13 protein-coding genes are annotated in these 18,430 nt (G+C 38.0%); 5 read left to right on the top strand and 8 right to left on the bottom strand.

What is annotated here, in order from left to right; genetic code table 11:
* Positions 1-450: 450 nt before the first annotated feature.
* Together QZ562_RS02370 and QZ562_RS02365 are read left to right on the top strand one after the other, a co-directional pair.
* Positions 451-909 (top strand): two-component regulator propeller domain-containing protein, encoded by a 459-nt coding sequence (locus tag QZ562_RS02370; RefSeq protein WP_293756411.1) that lies wholly within the window; start codon positions 451-453, stop codon positions 907-909.
* Positions 910-966: 57 nt separating this feature from the next.
* A complete protein-coding gene (locus QZ562_RS02365; protein WP_293756400.1) occupies positions 967-3,243 on the top strand; it encodes a bifunctional diguanylate cyclase/phosphodiesterase in 2,277 nt (758 codons plus the stop codon).
* Between the two features lie 725 nt (positions 3,244-3,968).
* On the opposite strand, the gene QZ562_RS02360 is transcribed toward QZ562_RS02365, so the two are convergent.
* The gene (locus QZ562_RS02360; protein WP_293756397.1) at positions 3,969-5,804 is read right to left on the bottom strand and encodes a protein-disulfide reductase DsbD; all 1,836 of its coding nucleotides are present in this window, start codon (positions 5,802-5,804) and stop codon (positions 3,969-3,971) included.
* 349 nt (positions 5,805-6,153) lie between these two features.
* Between QZ562_RS02360 and QZ562_RS02355 the strand changes: the two genes are divergently transcribed.
* The 3 genes from QZ562_RS02355 to QZ562_RS02345 all read left to right on the top strand — a co-directional run bounded on the left by QZ562_RS02355 (position 6,154) and on the right by QZ562_RS02345 (position 10,322).
* Positions 6,154-6,663 (top strand): FxsA family protein, encoded by a 510-nt coding sequence (locus QZ562_RS02355; RefSeq protein ID WP_293756394.1) that lies wholly within the window; start codon positions 6,154-6,156, stop codon positions 6,661-6,663.
* Between the two features lie 1,065 nt (positions 6,664-7,728).
* Positions 7,729-9,903, top strand: coding sequence for a glutamine synthetase III (locus QZ562_RS02350; protein ID WP_293756392.1), 2,175 nt, complete (start codon positions 7,729-7,731; stop codon positions 9,901-9,903).
* 143 nt (positions 9,904-10,046) lie between these two features.
* Complete coding sequence (locus tag QZ562_RS02345; RefSeq protein WP_293756390.1) at positions 10,047-10,322, top strand: peptidylprolyl isomerase; 276 nt, start codon at positions 10,047-10,049, stop codon at positions 10,320-10,322.
* Positions 10,323-10,347: 25 nt separating this feature from the next.
* On the opposite strand, the gene QZ562_RS02340 is transcribed toward QZ562_RS02345, so the two are convergent.
* The 7 genes from QZ562_RS02340 to trmB form a co-directional block, all read right to left on the bottom strand.
* Entirely contained in the window at positions 10,348-10,761 is a 414-nt protein-coding gene (locus QZ562_RS02340) for a DUF952 domain-containing protein (protein WP_293756388.1), read from the bottom strand.
* Positions 10,762-10,783: 22 nt separating this feature from the next.
* Positions 10,784-11,296 (bottom strand): DUF952 domain-containing protein, encoded by a 513-nt coding sequence (locus QZ562_RS02335; protein ID WP_293756386.1) that lies wholly within the window; start codon positions 11,294-11,296, stop codon positions 10,784-10,786.
* A gap of 810 nt (positions 11,297-12,106) precedes the next feature.
* The gene (gene arcA, locus QZ562_RS02330) at positions 12,107-12,814 is read right to left on the bottom strand and encodes a two-component system response regulator ArcA (RefSeq protein WP_293756383.1); all 708 of its coding nucleotides are present in this window, start codon (positions 12,812-12,814) and stop codon (positions 12,107-12,109) included.
* A gap of 103 nt (positions 12,815-12,917) precedes the next feature.
* A complete protein-coding gene (locus tag QZ562_RS02325; RefSeq protein WP_293756381.1) occupies positions 12,918-14,567 on the bottom strand; it encodes a HAMP domain-containing sensor histidine kinase in 1,650 nt (549 codons plus the stop codon).
* Positions 14,568-15,131: 564 nt separating this feature from the next.
* Entirely contained in the window at positions 15,132-16,550 is a 1,419-nt protein-coding gene (glgA, locus tag QZ562_RS02320; RefSeq protein ID WP_293756378.1) for a glycogen synthase GlgA, read from the bottom strand.
* A gap of 36 nt (positions 16,551-16,586) precedes the next feature.
* Entirely contained in the window at positions 16,587-17,612 is a 1,026-nt protein-coding gene (locus tag QZ562_RS02315) for a methyltransferase (protein ID WP_293756375.1), read from the bottom strand.
* Entirely contained in the window at positions 17,612-18,331 is a 720-nt protein-coding gene (gene trmB / locus QZ562_RS02310) for a tRNA (guanosine(46)-N7)-methyltransferase TrmB (RefSeq protein ID WP_293756373.1), read from the bottom strand. The genes QZ562_RS02315 and trmB overlap by 1 nt, the downstream gene beginning before the upstream one ends.
* Positions 18,332-18,430 lie beyond the last annotated feature (99 nt).

Below are 18,430 nucleotides of genomic sequence, written 5' to 3'. Positions count from 1 at the left end.
TGGTTGGGTAGTGATGGGGCTGTTGGGCTGCGGCGGTCGACATGATGCGCTTGGTCGGGAGGGTCGGAGGTGTATAAGTGACAGAGTGTGCGGCTGCGCGAAGATGGAGCTCACAGATCTGAAGGTGTAGAAATGATGTCCCCGGTCGCCCCCGTGGGAAAGCGTGTATCTGTGTGTCTGTATCTGTGTCTGTGTGTCTGTATGTGTGTCTGTGTCTGTGTGCGTCTATGTGTCTGTGTATGTGTCGGTGTGTGTGTCTGTGTAAGTTTCTGTAAGTGTGTGTGTGTGGTAGTGTTGAGATGTAGGTAGTAGTGTGGTATGTATATGTGTTGTATGTGTGTTGTTTGTTTTTGAGGCAGGAGACGGATGACGTGTTTTTTTTGAAGCAGAAGGCGGGCTACCGTATCTAGTTCGGGCTCGTGGGGTTGGAAATGTGTATAAAAAACAACAATAACATATGAAAAAAAGTTTTTTTATAATAAACAAAACTTACTACCAAATAATTCTATTTTCGATATGCAACAAGATACAAAAGGCAATATTTGGTTAGGTTCTAACTCTGGTTTAATTAAATTTTCTACTCAAACCCACCACATACAAAAATTCGACCAAAGGCAAGGGCTAGCCAATAGCGAGTTTAATTCTGACACCAGTGTGACTCTATTGGATGGTCGAATGGTTTATGGCTCACCAAAAGGCCTTATTTTTTTTGATCCTCTAAAAATAGATGTGCAAGAAATCAATGAGACTAAAGTTGCTATTACTGATGTAATGCTGGTATCTAATGATTTAGTGATACCTTTCTCAAATCTTGACAAACAGACAATTGAACTTTCTTATGATGACGTCAGCCCTTTTGTACGTTTTTCTACTTTAGAATATCAAGACCAAAAAAGTACACGATACTAATATCAACTAAGTGGTAAAAATGACCTGGTTTATCCGATTACAACTCGACCTGAAGTCATGTTTCCAAAACTTGATCCCGGTCAGTATGTATTCTCAGTCTTCGCATTTAATTCAGAAAACGGGGCAAAATCCGAGCCTGCAACCATCAATATTAAAGTAAATTATGCTCTTTGGGCCTCTCCTCTCGCCTTCACTTTTTATGTGTTAATGTGTTTAATTGGGCTGGTGTCTTTATGGCAGTTCCGTCATGCACAGAACTTACGACTCCATAAGGCGCATCAAGAAGCAATACTCAGCAAAAATAAGTTAACTCTTGCTCTAAACGCAAGTAACAGCGGTATTTGGGAGTTTCAGCCTGAGCAAGACATATTTTATATATCTAAATTAAATAACGAGCTTTTAAGTAAAAAGACAATGAGCTTTCAAGATCATCTATATCTTATTCACAATAGAGACAAAGCTAGATACGAATCTGCATGGCATAACTTTTTAGCTGATAAAGATTCTGGATTGGATATCACCTATAGAATGTCAACCAGAGACAAGTCTTGGTTATGGTTTCGCGATGTAGGAAAAGTTGTTCAGACTGACAAGTTTGGTAAACCATTACTGGTCACTGGCACTTACACAAATATTACTGAAAGTGTTGCAGATCAAGAAAACCTGCGTTTATTTGGGAACGCCTTTAAACATACATTAGATTGGGTCGTCATTTATAATCATAAGTATTATCCAATTGCTTTCAACGACGCGGCTAAAAAGTTTTTTAACATAATAGATGATGCTTCTGCTCCCAAGGAAATCGACAAAATATACCGATTGCAAACATCTAAGACGGCAAAGTTTTGGAATAAAATGCTTAATTTTAAGGCAGGCCATCAATGGCAAGGAGAAGATAAAGTCATCATACCTAATGGCGACACTTTAAATATTATGGTTCGTATTCATGCTGTAGCAAGCGTGCGTGATAAAAATAAGATAAAACATTTTTTAGTCATTATTTCTGATATTACTGAACAAAAAGTGGCAGAAGCGAAACTATTAGCCTTGGCGAATTACGACTCTCTTACCGGTTTACCCAACAGAACCTTACTTCTAGATAGAATTGAAAGAGGTATTAAACACGCTCGAAGAAATACTAAGAATATGGCCGTATTTTTTGTCGACTTGGATAAATTTAAACAGGTAAACGATAGTTTGGGGCATAAGGCGGGTGATGAGTTACTAGTAGTTATCGCTAAACGTTTGAATTCCAAACTGCGCAAAGAAGATACAGTGGCGCGCTTAGGGGGGGACGAATTTGTTATTATGATAGAAGATGTGACATCTGCAGAAACCATTAGTACTTTAGTAAGCGAAATAAGCGATTTAATTGATTTACCAGTGACCTTAAGTTCTCAAATCGTGAGCGTGTCTTCGAGTATCGGCATTGCTATGTTTCCGGGCGATGGCCTTAACGCCGAGGATCTTCTCAAAAATGCAGATATCGCCATGTATCATGCTAAAAAACAAGGAAGAAGTAACTTTCAATTTTTTACACAAAAAATGGACGAACTGGTAAAAGATAGGCTGAAATTGGAAAACCAATTAAAAAACACCCATCAATCCAAAGGATTTGATAATTACTATCAACCAATTTTTAATACTCTTAGCCAAAAAATAGAAGGCTTTGAAATTTTAATGCGATGGTCAACTGACAATGGAATGGTTCCTCCAGATAAATTTATTCCCGTTTCAGAGGAGCTTGGGTTAATAGAACATATGACTTTAGATGCTTTTGATCGGGCTGTACCAGTGCTGAATGAAATGCGCCAGAATGGCTTTGATGGATACCTTTCGGTAAATTTATCAGCCAGACATTTCGACAACCCATCTTCAATTAATAAAATTATTGTACTTTTAGAAAAAAATAACATACCAGTTACCGCGATTCGTTTTGAAATTACTGAAAGCGCATTAATGTATGATTATGACAAAGCTCTAACATGCATGACACAAATACAACGAAAGGGCTTTTTAATCGCATTGGATGACTTCGGTACTGGATTTTCATCTTTAAAATATCTCAAAGAGTTTCCAATAAATATTATCAAAGTGGATAAAAGCTTTGTAGATGATATAGGTAAAAACCAAAATAATGAGGCTATTATTCTCACCACCTTAAGTATGGCTAAACAATTAAAAATGAGTTGTGTAGCTGAGGGAATTGAAACTATTCAGCAGGTCGAATTTTTCAAGCAAAATAAGTGTCAGCACTTACAAGGTTATTATTTTTCTGAACCTGTACCTGCAGCCGATATACCGGCTTTACTAAAAAAAGCGTGGAAGGTTTAACCTTGGCTATTATTTAAAACAAAAGGCAATGGTTGATACTTGTCAAGAGGCCTGGCTTGATAGCAGCAAAGTGAAAATGTGGTAGAGAAGAAAACCCAGTATTGCCTGAATCACCTATTTTTTGACCCGGTATAACATATTCACCAGTGGTGTCATCACTCTGTAAAACCACCAGATAGTTAGCATAGTTAGAATACCGGCGACGGGTCCCTCCACGTGTCTGATGTTCAATTAAATCGACCACTGCCCTGCCCTTGCTGCATGTAAAGTGGTACCGGTGAGGTGAGCATACCAAAATCAACCGCATGTCTTGATGAACAACCCTAATACTGCCGGGCGTTCAATAAAAGCTCCGTCATGTCAATTTTTTTAAGAATATTGATTGGCTGCAGTTCGCACACTTTAATTCGTTGATGCCCTTGAAGTACTTTACTAACAATATGTTAACGCAATTTTTTAGTGGTGCTTTAAAATTACTGGTGTCAATTTCTAAAGTGATGGTCACCATAAGAGGTTTCTTATTACAGAGCCGATATCTAACCTGCTTATTTTTCTCTATCTTTTCAGCACTTGACTAGCCACCCATTCAATAATTACTTAAATTTAAAAGTTAACTACAGGTGAAAAAATACAGGATATAATTGCAAAAAGAGTAGTAAAAGTAACCCTAGAAACACCTGTAAAAAGTTTATTAATAAATTTGTAAATGAAATAACAAAACATATTTATTCAGAAAATATACTATTTACATGCTGAGCAAAAGGCGCAGCACGCATAAAACCGGATACTCTGGCGGTACTAATTTCCTGCCCTTTAGTATCAAAAAACAAAATAGTCGGCAGGCCTAATATTGAAAATTGCTGCTGAAATGCGATGTTATCATCAGTACTTTCAGTTAGATCAATTTGCATTAAAACTGAGCCACTCAAAGCAGCTACAACCTGACTATCTGGAAAGGTATATTTTTCAAACTCTTTACAGGCTACACACCAATCTGCATAGAGATCTAACATAACATTTTGACCTTGAGCATTAGCCTTGTTTAGCGCCTGATTGAATTCCTCAATACTGCTGACTTTAAGAAATTCTGGGTGGGCTAAGATTTTGACACCTGTATCAGCCTGAGTGTGACCATTACCAATTGTACTAACAGCTTGATAGCCATAACCTGCTGAAACAAACAATCCAATGAAAATCAATAATGCACGAAGGCCTTTATAAAAAGTCGTTTGACTATTTTGGTTCATCACATAAAAATAAGTAAACGTGGTGAGACCAAGTAGTGACCAAGCGATGTCAGTTGCAACATGATTAATTAAACGTTCAACGAACATAATAGCGACTGCTAGCATCATAAAACCAAATGTAACTTTGACAACATTCATCCAATGGCCTGCTTTAGGCAATAATTTACCACCCGTAATACCAAATAAAATCAACGGAATGCCCATGCCTAAACTCAACACGTATAGCGCACTGAAGCCCAATACTAAATCACCACTTTGAGCGATAAATAATAAGATTCCAGTCAACGGCGCTGTAGTACAAGGTGATGCTACTAAACCAGAAATCGCTCCCATAGCGAGCACCCCCATATAACTACCACTGGTTTGTTTATTACTCATCGCATTAAGTTTTTCTTGCCATGAGGAAGGCAACTGCAACTCATAGGCACCAAACATCACCACTGCCAACAGTACAAAAATTACAATCAAAACGATTAGAATAGCCGGGTGTTGTAACCCGGCCTGGAACTGCACACCAGCTAAGGCGACAATCAACCCCAACAGCGAGTAAGTGAAGGCCATGCCTTGCACATACACAAATGACAAAATAAATGCTCGAGATGTACTAATGGTTTTGCCTTGACCGATCACAATGCCAGATAAAATTGGATACATAGGAAACACACAAGGTGTAAAAGCTAAACCGATACCTAAGCCCAAAAATAATAAAAGTGTGATGAACAAACTTTGTTCACTTGACAATAAATCGGCTAGCTCAAACTGCTCTGAAATGGAGATTTTAGTTGACGAACCGGTTACTAAAAGGCTTGATTCAATATCAGGTTTTTTTGTTGCTTGATCAGACCCTGTTGCTGAAGCATTATCCACTTGATTCAGGTACACCTCTTTGGTGGTGGGCGGGTAACACAAGCCGGCGTCGGCACATCCCTGATAACGAATTTTTACCATGCCATCTTGCACGGATGATACTATCAGATAAGTAATATCCAGTTTTCCACGAAACACATTAGATAAGCCAAAAAACTCATCTTCAACTTGCTCAGCGGCAGGAAAAATAAGTACACCTAACTCAGCTTGTTTAACAACTGTCTTAAACTGCTTTTCATATAAATAGTAGCCATCTGCTATTTTCCAACTCAAAGTGAGTTGATCGTCTTGCTGAGAAAAGTCAAATTGAAACGCATCGTCTACTTGCAAGAACTCTGGTTCATCGGCAAACAGATCTGCTAAAAGATCGGAGTTTTGCGCCATAGTTACTGATGAGAAAAAGCAAAAACTAAGCAGTAATACAAAATATCTAACACTCAAATTCATTAACAACACTTCTTATATTAAGGGTAACTTGGCACTATACACATCATACCAACAGGCCAATGCATATTGACAAAATCTTAAGGCTTAAATCTTAACAAATTATTAAGATTGCATATCAATTTGTTTAGAGACCACAACTTAGACACTCAAATTTCATTTTTATACTATTAAACCTGAATTTAAGATTAACTAGCTCTAATAACCGAACTTTTTAGACAAACCGGGCAACACTCTGTAACAATACATATCTTGGATTTTAATTTTTAAATCCCATTAATATAATTGACACGAATGCAAAAGTTGTATGTACACAAGGCATTCAGCTTACACCCCAAATAATGAGGCACCTTTGTTTAAATTATTTTTATTATTCGCTATTTTACCAATTATAGAAATCGCTATATTAATCAACGTTGGTGACCAAATTGGTGGTTGGTATACCGTAGCGATTGTCATTATAACTGCCTTTGCTGGCGCGCACTTGGTTAGGCAACAAGGGATCAATACCTTGATGCAAGCCCAGCGAAAAATGCAATCTGGTACTATGCCTGGTCAAGAAATGGCTGAAGGTTTATTGTTAGTGATTGCAGGTGTATTATTGGTGACGCCTGGTTTTATCACAGACGGCATTGGTTTTTTATTGAGTTTACCCATGACACGACCACTCATCGCCAAAGGGCTAGTGAAACATTTATCTCTCAAAGTAATCAACCCATCTTTTAATGGCAACTTTTCTCAACATCAACAACCCCCCAGTTCAACAGATCAATCTGAAGATATCATCGAAGGTGAGTTTGAACATAAAGATAAGCAACCTACAAATCCAACTCTTAAGGATGACTTAAGAAAGCCTGATTAATCTCAATAAATTATTTATTTAGGGCTTCTAAAATTAGGTTCCGATGGTTTGGCTAAATTCCTAGTTTTACACTGCTTTATAATTGCCTCGTCAACTAAAGTTGACCCAATAAATTCTAAGGCGTAAAGGTAAATTTTCGTTTCTCTAAATATCGATTTGATCTAGAGCGACTATATGCATAGCGTTAATATTTTAAACTAAGTTGCTTTTAGCTATTTTATAACATTAATCAATAGGTCTTAATTAGAATTATTAGTATGCGAATTTTTATTAGCTAAAGCTACATTCAGCTTTCCACTCAGGTATCGAACAATGAAGCCTTCTATGGCATATATCGCACTTCTGTACAATTTATCGTGCATGTCAATAAGTTGTGCTGAAGGCTTCCCAGTTGACAAGGTTTATCACCTTTATGTATGAGCTAATGAGCGGGAGTTGGAATGACGTTTTACCTTTAAGCAAAACGACACTGGTAATGTGTTGACTCAACGCTTTGCTTACGGACATGTAACTTCATATTATCTGATAATCTAAGGTTGTGTAGTAGCAGAAAGAGACGACATTGGCGATTTTGGTCTGCAGGCCTATGAAATTTAGGTTCGCTGAATGTTAACTTACCAAAGTACCTGTGAGCAGATTGGGGGTATTGTTCGAACTTGAAAAACAACATAAAGAAGATAACTATGGATTTACAACTGGCCTTTTATTCAAAAAATAATTTACACAAATTAGTTTAACGATTAGCGCATTGTTAGTTTATGAATGATATAAAATCATTCAAAATTTATTTGAAACTGAATTAAGGGTCAAATATCTGTATCTACCTAATTTGCAAAATTTTATCGAAATGGCAGCTGGCTTTTATTGCAGGCCTCAACTGCGATTCTAAAGATCACACTCTAAGGTTTGCATCAGAATACGAATTTTAATTATACCCATCGTTATAATTAATTGAATATATCTGGCCTAAAAGCTGCTTTCTCATATCTTAGACCTAAAGAGATTTATTCTAAGATAACTTAGTAAATCCCTGCGGCCCCCTAAGAAACTAGCCAAGGATATGACATGAGTGGATTAACATCTCGCAAAAACGCAATAATCGAAATTACAAATCGTGCACCAAAAGTGTGTGAAATGCCTGGACCATTGAACAAAATATGGGCAACAGACGTTTTTAATCTCGCCGCAATGGAAGAAGCATTATCAAAAAACACTTTTAAAGCGATCAAAAAAACAGTTCAAACAGGTGCACCTTTAGATCCAGCAAAAGCAGATGTAGTAGCTGCGGCAATGAAAGATTGGGCCATAACAAAAGGGGTTAAATTCTTTTCACATATCTTTTACCCTATGACTAATATTACAGCTGAAAAACACGATGGTTTTATCATACCTAATTCTGATGGTGGTGCGATTACTGAGTTCACTGGTAGTTTATTAATAAAAGGTGAACCTGACGGATCGTCATTCCCAAATGGTAGCTTACGCATGACCAACGCAGCTCGGGGTTACACAGCATGGGATCCCACCAGCCCAGCCTACGTGATGCACACAGCTAACGGCGCCACGCTGATGATCCCCAGTGTTTTTATGTCTTGGACGGGTGAAGCCTTAGATAAAAAAATTCCTTTGTTACGCTCGAATAAAGCCATGGATAAAGCGGCGCAAAGAGTACTAAGCCTGATGGGTGAAACAGACATAGGGACACTTAATTCAAGTTGTGGTGCCGAACAAGAATACTTTTTAGTGGATGAGCACTTTGCCAACGCACGCCCTGATTTGTTATTATCCGGACGAACACTTTTTGGAGCCCCCCCCGCAAAAGGGCAACAATTTGATGATCATTATTTTGGTGTCATACCAGCTAGGGTTCAGGTTTTCATGCAGGACTTTGAAAACAAACTCTATCGCTTAGGTATTCCAGCTAAAACCCACCACAATGAAGTGGCGCCAGGCCAATTTGAAATCGCCCCCTATTACGAAGCAGCCAATGTTGCAGCCGATCATCAACAATTATTGATGACTCTCATGAAAAGTACTGCTAAAGAACATGGTTTTTTATGTTTGTTGCATGAGAAACCTTTTGCTGGAGTAAATGGCTCGGGTAAACACGTTAACTGGTCTGTGGGCAACGCAACCCAAGGTAATTTACTCGACCCCGGTAGTACGCCTCACGACAACCTCAACTTCTTATTATTTTGTGGTGCAGTGATACGTGGCGTGCACTTACATGGACCACTCCTGAGAGCTGTTATAGCGTCTGCTGCCAATGATCACCGCTTAGGGGCTAATGAAGCGCCACCAGCAATTTTGTCTGTCTATTTAGGACATCAATTAGAAAGTGTTTTTCACGACATTAAGGACGGTAAATTATTAGAAAAAGCCAAAGGTGGCTTGATGGATTTGGGTCTATCACAAATTCTTAAATTTGAAAGAGACCCAGGTGATCGAAACCGTACTTCACCTTTTGCCTTTACTGGTAATCGTTTTGAATTTAGAGCTGTGGGATCATCTCAATCTGTATCAGGCCCCCTTGTTGCAATGAATACTATGTTAGCCGACTCACTTAATTGGATCGCTGAAAAGCTTGAAGTAAGTATGGCCAACGGTGAAGACAAAACAGCTGCAGTTATTACTGTTTTGCAAGAATTAATGGAACTACATGGAAATGTTATTTTTGGTGGTGACGGTTATTCAAGTGAGTGGCATAGAATTGCAGTTGAAGAACGTGGTTTGAAAAATATCCCTACTAGCGCTGATGCTTTACCTGCATTTAAAGAAGAATCTGTGGTGGAATTATTCAAGTCAACTGGGGTGCTCTCACCTGCTGAACTTGCAAGTCGTTTTGAGGTCTACGCAGAACAATATATTTTATCTATCGAGATGGAAACCAATCTAGTTGTCGATTTGGCCAGTACCAGAATTTACCCTGCAACTGTTGGCTATTTAGACAGCCTCGCTAGCGCAGCTTCCAACCTAAATGGCTTAGACATTGAAATGAGCCATAATAGTATTCAAGAGATTGCCAGCGAAGCTAATGCCATGATGGCTTCAGTTAGGAAACTGAAGAAAGCCATAAGTGTAGAAGATTTTGCTAGTATCGAAAAACATATGAATTATTGTGCCAAAACACTTTGCCCGTTGATGTTAGAAGTACGAAGCCATGCTGACGCACTAGAATGCATTGTGGCAGATGATTTATGGCCACTACCTAAGTATCAAGAAATGTTATTCATAAGATAACTTAACTAGCCTTGACTGAATAAGCCTTTACTAAAAGAGATAAGGAGCTTCGGCTCATTATCTTTTTTTGATATCCACTTGAACCTTGCTAAATGTTATCCTCAACAGCCCTAATAAAAGTTAAGAACCATTGAGAAAAATAAATGAAAGCTTGCGCCTGCCATATTTTAGTTAAAGACAAAATCCTCGCCGACGAACTAAAAATTCAGCTTGTAAAAGGCGGTAACTTTCACCAGCTAGCCAAAAAGCACTCTATCTGCCCGTCTGGTAAAAAAGGCGGTGATTTAGGCGAATTCAGCCCTGGCACTATGGTCAAAGCATTTGACAATGTGGTGTTTAAAAAAGAAATACTCACAGTACATGGGCCTATAAAAACCCAGTTTGGTTTTCACTTAATTAAGACCCTCTACCGCAGCTAATTTCAGAAGTAATCTAACCTCGCATTTACATTACTGGTAATACCCATTGATTATTGTTATCTCGAGTAAATTCTAGCTTTTTTCCAATCATAGAAAGATGTAAACCCTTATAATAATCAGGATTGTCGCCTATCCATTTAAGATCATCATCACTGTCGCTGAATGTCACTTCCAACAAAAATAATACCTGTTTATCTTTGTAAGCGTCATTGGCAATTGGCAGAATAAGAGACAGCTTTGAAAAATGAATATACCTCTCTTCTGCAAATGATAACGGCGTATACACATTATTTTGTGTTAAGTTTGCTAATTGTTTTTCACTGACAATATGATACAAAACGGTATCAGCGAACCCTCTTCCACTAACTATTATGCTGGCCAAAAACATAATTAAAATTATCGATTTTGAAATAACATTACTAATACGTATGCTAGTCATTTTAAAGTTACATATTTGCGTCTTATTCACCCTCAATAATATCAGAGACTGCTAAGAAACTGCCCTTTGCGTCTCTTGAGACTGTATGTACTTGCAATACTGCGTTTGGGTTAATACCACCTAATATATGTGGAAACAATTCGCTGTCTGTTCCAGGGAAGTCTGGTTGTTTGTCGCCAACTGGCTCAGTACCTTCAAATATTGTCTGCACACCACTTGACTGTAATGTGTCTACGGACATCCTCAAACATAACCAATCACCTTTAACATCCTGATAAAAATGATTGCCTATTATTAATAAAAAATCTGGATTCGCTGTAGCGTGAGTAAATTTATCTTGGCTATATGTCGGTGGATAGTAAGTACTATTATCTGCGATAGCTTGCTCCCACAAGTCTTTCTGCACAAGGTGAAAAATATATGGATATTTAGTGGTATATTCGCCCAGGTCAGCAGGTGGTGACGCATGTGAAATTTGGCAAATGAAGAAACTGATTACAAATATTATGGTTCTGTTTAAAGTCGTAAATTTCATTTTGATTATTAGCTTATGATTACCTTAAAACAAAATCTACCTTGCTAAAAACTGTTTGTCAAAACATCTAAAAAATCTATTTTCCATGCATTACCTTGGTGCATTTAACGCATACAAAACAACACATTGCCCGATAAAGCTGCGTAAAAAAAAGAAAAAGCATCATTATAATGCAGGGTGATTTATTGGATAAACAACCAAACATATCAGTATTTTTTGGAGCCCCAGTATTTGACTCCTCGTTGCTGTAAAAAGATTTCAGAATTTGCCCCTGTAATAATCCTAATGTAGCTTTTATTGTCAATCTGATAGCTGCTTGGCATACTTAATAGTCTGTGTTCACTAGTAATTTTTGCCTTGTTGGTCAAAAACAATGGGGATTGGCGTGGGAATTTTATCTTTAAGATAAGCTTTGATAAAACTTATTCAGAAGCACAATTAATAGCAATAGTCTGTAAACCTTGTTTAGAATACTTCTGCTGCATTTGATTCATCCAAAGAAAAGACTGACGACATGGTTTGCTCCAACAAGCCCAAAATAATGATAAGCTTTCTTTTCGGTTAAAACAGATAATTTATTAGGTAACTACGTGGCGGAAATCACAAATTAATGAGCTGGTATCGCCCCAGTAAAACTTAAGTTACACGCAACAGAGCTAGTGAAAAAACAAACAAACTTAAACGTAACAGATGCAAAGCATATACCTTCTAGATAATACTATTTCATTCTAGAAGGTAATCTCAAGATTTTACTGAGGCAATTAAAAAACTCTCCAAAGAGCTTTTTAAAGCATATATGCCATCGTGTAATTATGAATCCACAGAGCCACAGAATCGATAACCTTCACCATGAATAGTCACAATCAAATCATCTGCATTAATTTCTGATTCAAAGTGTTTCCGAATGCGGCGAATAGTGACATCTACTGTGCGGTCATTAGGGCGTAATTCACGGCCAGTCATTTCCATAATCAACTGTTCACGTGTCAGAATTTTCCCTGGATTATTCAAAAATAAATGTAAAGCTCGAAACTCACTTCGTGGTAATCGAAACTCTTTACTGCTAGGTGAGATCAAGCTTCGACTGTCGCCATCTAATATCCAGCCATTGAAACTTACACGGCTTGGTAGGTCATCATCTTCGCTACTGTTAGAAGTTCGTACCAATAAATTACGTGCACGTATAGTAAGCTCTCGAGGATTAAAAGGCTTAGTGAGGTAATCATCAGCACCAATTTCTAAACCTAGAATGCGATCGACATCGTTGTCTCTACCAGTTAAAAATATTAAACCAATATTTTTACGGCCTCGGACTTCGCGTGCCAAGAGTAAGCCATTTTTACCTGGTAAGTTGATATCCATAATAACCAGGTTGATAGTGTTGTTTGCGAAAATGTCATGCATCTGTTCACCATGTTCGGCTTCAAATACATTGTATCCTTCAGCTTCAAACAAGCTTTTAAGAGTGGTGCGTGTGACCACTTCATCTTCAACAATTAGTACGTTGGGGGTCTGCATGTTTCAGGCCTAGTTAATAATTTGTGTAAAAGTTTATCAGAAAATTTCTGATAATCAGGGTTTTATCTACTTAATATTGCACGTCTTGATGAAATTTGTACATTTAAATCAAAGAATGGGTATGTACTTTGTCAATATCAACCACTTTTACAGGGAATAAAATTCTAAACTGGACGCCTTTACCCTCTTCACTGACTACAGAAATTGACCCGTTCAAAGCTTGTGTTACTAAATTAAAAACCAGATGCATTCCAAGACCACTTCCACCTTGACCACGTTTAGTGGTAACAAATGGGTCAAAAATACGTTTGCGAAGATGTTCTGGTATGCCTTTCCCGTTGTCTTTAAACTCGATACAAACCTTGGTGTCATCTACAGACTCAATGCTGATATCTATTTGGCCATTATCCATATCCTCAAAACCATGAATGATAGAATTCATGATTAAATTAATCATAATCTGGTTGATTGGTCCAGCCTTAGATTCGACCACAAAATTATCTTCACAATTCACATTAATCTGATGATTGAATTTTTTTAATTTAGGCCGCATCGACATTAATATTTCGTCGAGCAGCTTGGTAAAAGAAAAAATACGAGCATTCTCAGAGGATTGGTCAACGGCCACTTGTTTAAAACTAGAAATCAGTTCGGCTGCACGGTTCAGATTTCGATAAATGATATTAAGATTTTCTTCTCCCTCAGTAATAAACTTCGTCAAAGAGCTGGCTTTTAGTGTTTTATCTTCAAAAGCTTTACGCATATCAGAAAGTCTATCCAACATCATTGTTGAAGCCGTAACGCCAAGACCGATGGGGGTGTTAACCTCATGAGCCACGCCAGCAACCATATCACCAAGGGACGCCATTTTTTCATTTTGTACCATCTGACGTTGAAACTGGTGAAGTTTTTCTAGGGTCTCGATTAGTTCGCTATTCGCCTCTTTTAAAGCCATAGTGCGCTGACGTACTTTATCTTCTAAGCTCGAATTTAACTTAACTTGTTCAGCTTCTGCTTTAGTTTGCCGTTCCATGTGTTCTTGAGTGCGTTGTAACATATTGTTGAAAGCTTCAATCAATATATCTAATTCTTTAATACCATGCAGTTTAGCTCTACTTGAATAATCTCTTTGCCGAGAAACTCGCTGCACCAGCTTAACCAACCCATTAATCGGAGCGGTAATTGCACTTTGCAACTTTAAGGTTAGAAAAAAACATATAAGCAAACAAGCAAACAACACACTTACAGTAATCATAATTGATTGAAAAATCCGATTCTCCAAAGCCTCTGCAGATGCGCGCAAATAAACGTACCCAAGCACGTCTTCATTATCTTTAATTGGCTGAATAATCTCTATGACACTACCTGTCATTTTAAGTTGTACCAATGTTTGCAACTGCTCAAATTGGGTCTTAACTGGTGCTATTCCTACTTTATTGTAGCTGGCAAAAAAGCTTGGAGTGTTTGAATCAATAAGCTTATAGATATGCACGTTTTCAATGAGATCGTATGCAGCCAATACATTGAGGTTTTGGTCTTGAACCAAAGGTTCATCTCTCATTATAGTTTGTGATGCACCGCGACCAATCATATCCGCAAAAATGATAATGTTTTCTTGCAATGATTCTTGATAAGTATTGATTTGACTATACAAATTGACACCAGATGACAAAATCAATGACAAAGATGTAATAGCCATGAATACCCATATAATCAGGCTTTTAATTGATAAATATTTAGTGTCTAAAGCCATATTAGTAGTGACGTGTTCCGTGGTCTAACGACTATTCACAAAGATATTGATACAAAAACGTTCCAATTGAAACTAACAGATTAAATTTACTTGATTTTTTCTTGAGCAATAAGCCAAGTGAAAGTTTCTTCTTTGCTGTATTGGCAATACTGAGGCCATATATTTACACGCACTTTGCTTGCCAAAGTGATTTCCGCAAAATAAACAACGAAGTTAGGCAGATAGTTCGCCTGTACTCGTTCGATTTGACTCTTTTGCGCTTCTCTCAAACATCCTAGTTTATGAATGTCGTTAAGATTTTTTGTTCACTCAATCAGTATTTTCTTTAATTCGTTTTAGGCTAAATTGTTGTTCTAACGTTTGAATTTTTCTGGTTACCGTGTTCCTAAATGCTTTAAAATCATTTTAGAATGATACAAGTAACATCATTATTCATATCCAATAACGACACAAACAACGCCGTTTTTTATAATTAAGATGTGGGAACACATTTATGTGTATATGGCAGTGTGTAAAGTCCTGTTATTAATCTAAAGTATGATAAACAATCCTAGATTGCGTTTTTTAGCTCAAATACAGAGCTTGATAGTCTAGTGCAGCGACATCCCAAGCAAAGCGGCTCTGCATCGCTCGCTGTTGTGTCAATTCAAGTTCCGTCGGTGCTTCATGGTAAAATAGTAAAGCACGTTGTATACATGACAACAATGCAATGCTATCAGGTTGTTCAAATACAAATCCAGTTGCATTATCAGGATCGACAGCTAAATCTATAACCGTATCCTTAAGCCCACCCACTGCCCTGACAATAGGTAAAGTTCCGTAAGCTAAACTGTACATTTGATTCAAACCACAAGGTTCAAACAAAGAGGGCATTAGAAAGAAGTCGCTACCGGCTTCAACCATGTGGGCTTTACGCACACTAAAGTCTTCTACAAATGCCAGTTTCTTGGGATATTTGTCAGCTACCTCTCGCAAAAAAACACTTATTTCAGGGTCGCCAGTGCCAACGATAGCCACTTGCACATCATGATGCATAAGCATTTCTAACATAGGTAAAATGAAGCCAAACCCTTTTTGCTCAGTTAAGCGACATACCATACCAATAATAGGTACCCGCACTTTTTTTGGTAGCCCCAACTCTTTTTGCAACGAAGTTTTACAAGCCTTTTTGCCCGATAAATCCTCTTGATGATAATTTTTTGCAATATGGGGGTCATTAATGGGGTCCCACTGGCTATAGTCACACCCATTTAAAATACCCGATACGTCATTGCGTCGGTTCTGAAATTCATTAAATAAGTGATGAGAGCCTAAAGGTGTGAGTAACTCTTGCGCATAGTTAGGACTGACTGTATTAATTTTGTTGGCGTAACGAATACCCATGCGTACAAAATTTAACGCGTCACCGTCTAATTGGCTTTGCAATTGATAATGAGGTTGCAAAAAAGCAATATCATTAAATTTATGAGTCCCTTGATAAGCCCCATTATGAATAGTGAAAATTGTTTTTGCCTGAGTAAAAAAGCCTGAGTCATCAATACTGACAAAATAGGGTATAAGTGCTGTGTGCCAATCATTACAGTGTACTATATCGGGCTGAAAATCGACTGCCTTTGAAGCTTGTAATGCAGCATTTGCAAAAAATGCAAAACGCTCTGCATTATCTGAATAAGCATGATAATCATCAGCATATAAGCCTTTACGATCAAAATACTCTGGATAGTCCACTGCTAATACTTGTAACCCTTCTAAGGACAAACTCTTAACCGCAAATTTGTAGGAATTTTGCCCAGAATATAAGAGTTGTTTGGTACAACAATCATCGGCATTAAATTTATCTGCTAATTGTTTGTAATAAGGCATCACTATTTTCACATCGTGACCTAATTTTGCTAACGCCAAAGGTAAGGCTTTGCCTACATCTGCTAAGCCACCTGTTTTAACCAGATCTTCTACTTCAGACACAACAAACAATATTTTCATTCGAGCTGCTTACCTTTTTTATTTAACGCAGGGACTTTATTTCACACGGGCACAGTGATAAAGACTGAATTTAGTGGTTTGGGCAATTAACCCCACTGCACTGAAACGCTGTTCAAGTAATTCAGAATAACGCAAAAATTTATTCGCCACCAATGTTAGTGATCCACCTTGAGCAAGGAATTGTTTAAGCTGTGCAATAAACCCTTCAGTAACAGAATAATCAGTCTGAATACCGGTATGAAATGGTGGGTTAGTATATATGGCAGAAAACTTTCCCTGCACATCCATCATACCGTTTGATGCGACAACTCGAATATCAAGATTGTTCATCTTGGCGCTTTCCTTTGAGCAATACACCGCTAAGGCACTGACATCGCTCATAACCACTTCACTTTCTAGACTCTTCAATCCAAGATAACAACCAATAGCACCTGCACCACAACCAAAATCTAATAAACGCCCTTTTTTTATGTCAGGCAAATTATCCAATAACACAATTGTCCCTAGATCCAGAGCGCCATGATTAAAAACGCCTGGTAACGAGCATATTTTGTATTCTAAACCACCAACAGAAATGTCGACTTCGCATTGCCATTCACTCAGCTCAAATAACTTTACAGATTTATCGATTTGCGCTCCAAATAATGCACAATGACGAGCAGAATCGACTTTATTCACTTGAGAGCTGATACTTTCGAGTATTTTAGCCGCACTTTTCACGCCACTTTTGTTTTCGCCTACAAGCAAAATACTACCATTTTTATTAAGGCAAGCTGCAACATTGGCAATTAACATTTTTGCATGGTCTTTAGACTTGGGCATGTAAATGACCGCACCATCGAATTTTTCGTCAGTAGGGTAAGCAGCAGCAAAAGTGTGTTGCGCTGATTTTCCAGCAGCACAACTTTGCTGATAAATATCATAGTATTGGTGAAACACTTTAAGTTCAGGGTTGTTTAACTGTTCAGCAATTTGGCTATCAGTTGGGTTAACCAGTAACCATTTTCCTTGCGCAAAGGTATCTTCACTTCGCATTAATAATTGGCTGGAAGCAGACAACATCACGATATCCTCTCAAACATTAAGTCCCATACACCGTGGCCTAATTTATGCCCACGCTGCTCAAATTTAGTCAACGGTCGCTGTTCTGGTCTCGGTACATAATCGTTAGTGGCAGATTGATTTTTAAAACCTTTGGCTTCAGACATCACGATCAACATATGTTCAGCATAATTTTCCCAATCAGTAGCCATATGAAACACACCACCGATTGCTAACTTACTTCTAAGTTTCTGCACAAATTCAGTCTGCACGATACGCCTTTTATGATGCCGCGTTTTATGCCACGGATCCGGAAAAAACAATTGCACACGAGCCAAAATATTATCTGCGATACAATCTGCAAATACTTCCACTGCATCGTGTTCATAAACTCGCAAGTTTGACACGTTGTGCTCAGCGGCTTCACCTAGGCAGGCGCCGACACCCGGACGATGTACTTCTATTCCAATAAAATCTTTATCTGGCTCATTTAACGCCATCTCAACCAAAGACTTGCCCATGCCAAAACCAATTTCTAATACCAGCGGTGCTTGACGACCAAAAACATCTAAAAAATTTTGTAAGCCATCAGTTTGTTTTAAACCCATTGTAGGCCAATTTTGTGCGATAGCTTTTTCCTGACCTGCTGTTAAGCGCCCTTCTCTTTTCACAAAACTCTGAATTTTGCGAATATACACACCTGACTCGGCAGCTTCTTGTTCAGATTTAAACTGACTCATATTTAGATCTCATCTCAAAAAATATTACTGGTCGAAGACCAGTACTTCATGTGCCGCATTATCCGGCGACACGAACCGATTGCAAGGCACACTACCTAA

The organism is uncultured Paraglaciecola sp. (assembly GCF_913058035.1).
Lineage (GTDB): Bacteria > Pseudomonadota > Gammaproteobacteria > Enterobacterales > Alteromonadaceae > Paraglaciecola.
This window is presented reverse-complemented; position numbering and strand designations above follow the sequence as displayed.

Bases quoted from the DNA above. Each gene is read 5' to 3' on its own strand.
- QZ562_RS02365 (WP_293756400.1), top strand. From the start codon at position 967: ATGTTTCCAAAACTTGATCCCGGTCAGTATGTATTCTCAGTCTTCGCA.
- QZ562_RS02360 (WP_293756397.1), bottom strand. From the start codon at position 5,804: ATGAATTTGAGTGTTAGATATTTTGTATTACTGCTTAGTTTTTGCTTT.
- QZ562_RS02350 (WP_293756392.1), top strand. From the start codon at position 7,729: ATGAGTGGATTAACATCTCGCAAAAACGCAATAATCGAAATTACAAAT.
- QZ562_RS02345 (WP_293756390.1), top strand. From the start codon at position 10,047: ATGAAAGCTTGCGCCTGCCATATTTTAGTTAAAGACAAAATCCTCGCC.
- QZ562_RS02340 (WP_293756388.1), bottom strand. From the start codon at position 10,761: ATGACTAGCATACGTATTAGTAATGTTATTTCAAAATCGATAATTTTA.
- QZ562_RS02335 (WP_293756386.1), bottom strand. From the start codon at position 11,296: ATGAAATTTACGACTTTAAACAGAACCATAATATTTGTAATCAGTTTC.
- arcA (WP_293756383.1), bottom strand. From the start codon at position 12,814: ATGCAGACCCCCAACGTACTAATTGTTGAAGATGAAGTGGTCACACGC.
- QZ562_RS02325 (WP_293756381.1), bottom strand. From the start codon at position 14,567: ATGGCTTTAGACACTAAATATTTATCAATTAAAAGCCTGATTATATGG.
- glgA (WP_293756378.1), bottom strand. From the start codon at position 16,550: ATGAAAATATTGTTTGTTGTGTCTGAAGTAGAAGATCTGGTTAAAACA.
- QZ562_RS02315 (WP_293756375.1), bottom strand. From the start codon at position 17,612: ATGTTGTCTGCTTCCAGCCAATTATTAATGCGAAGTGAAGATACCTTT.
- trmB (WP_293756373.1), bottom strand. From the start codon at position 18,331: ATGAGTCAGTTTAAATCTGAACAAGAAGCTGCCGAGTCAGGTGTGTAT.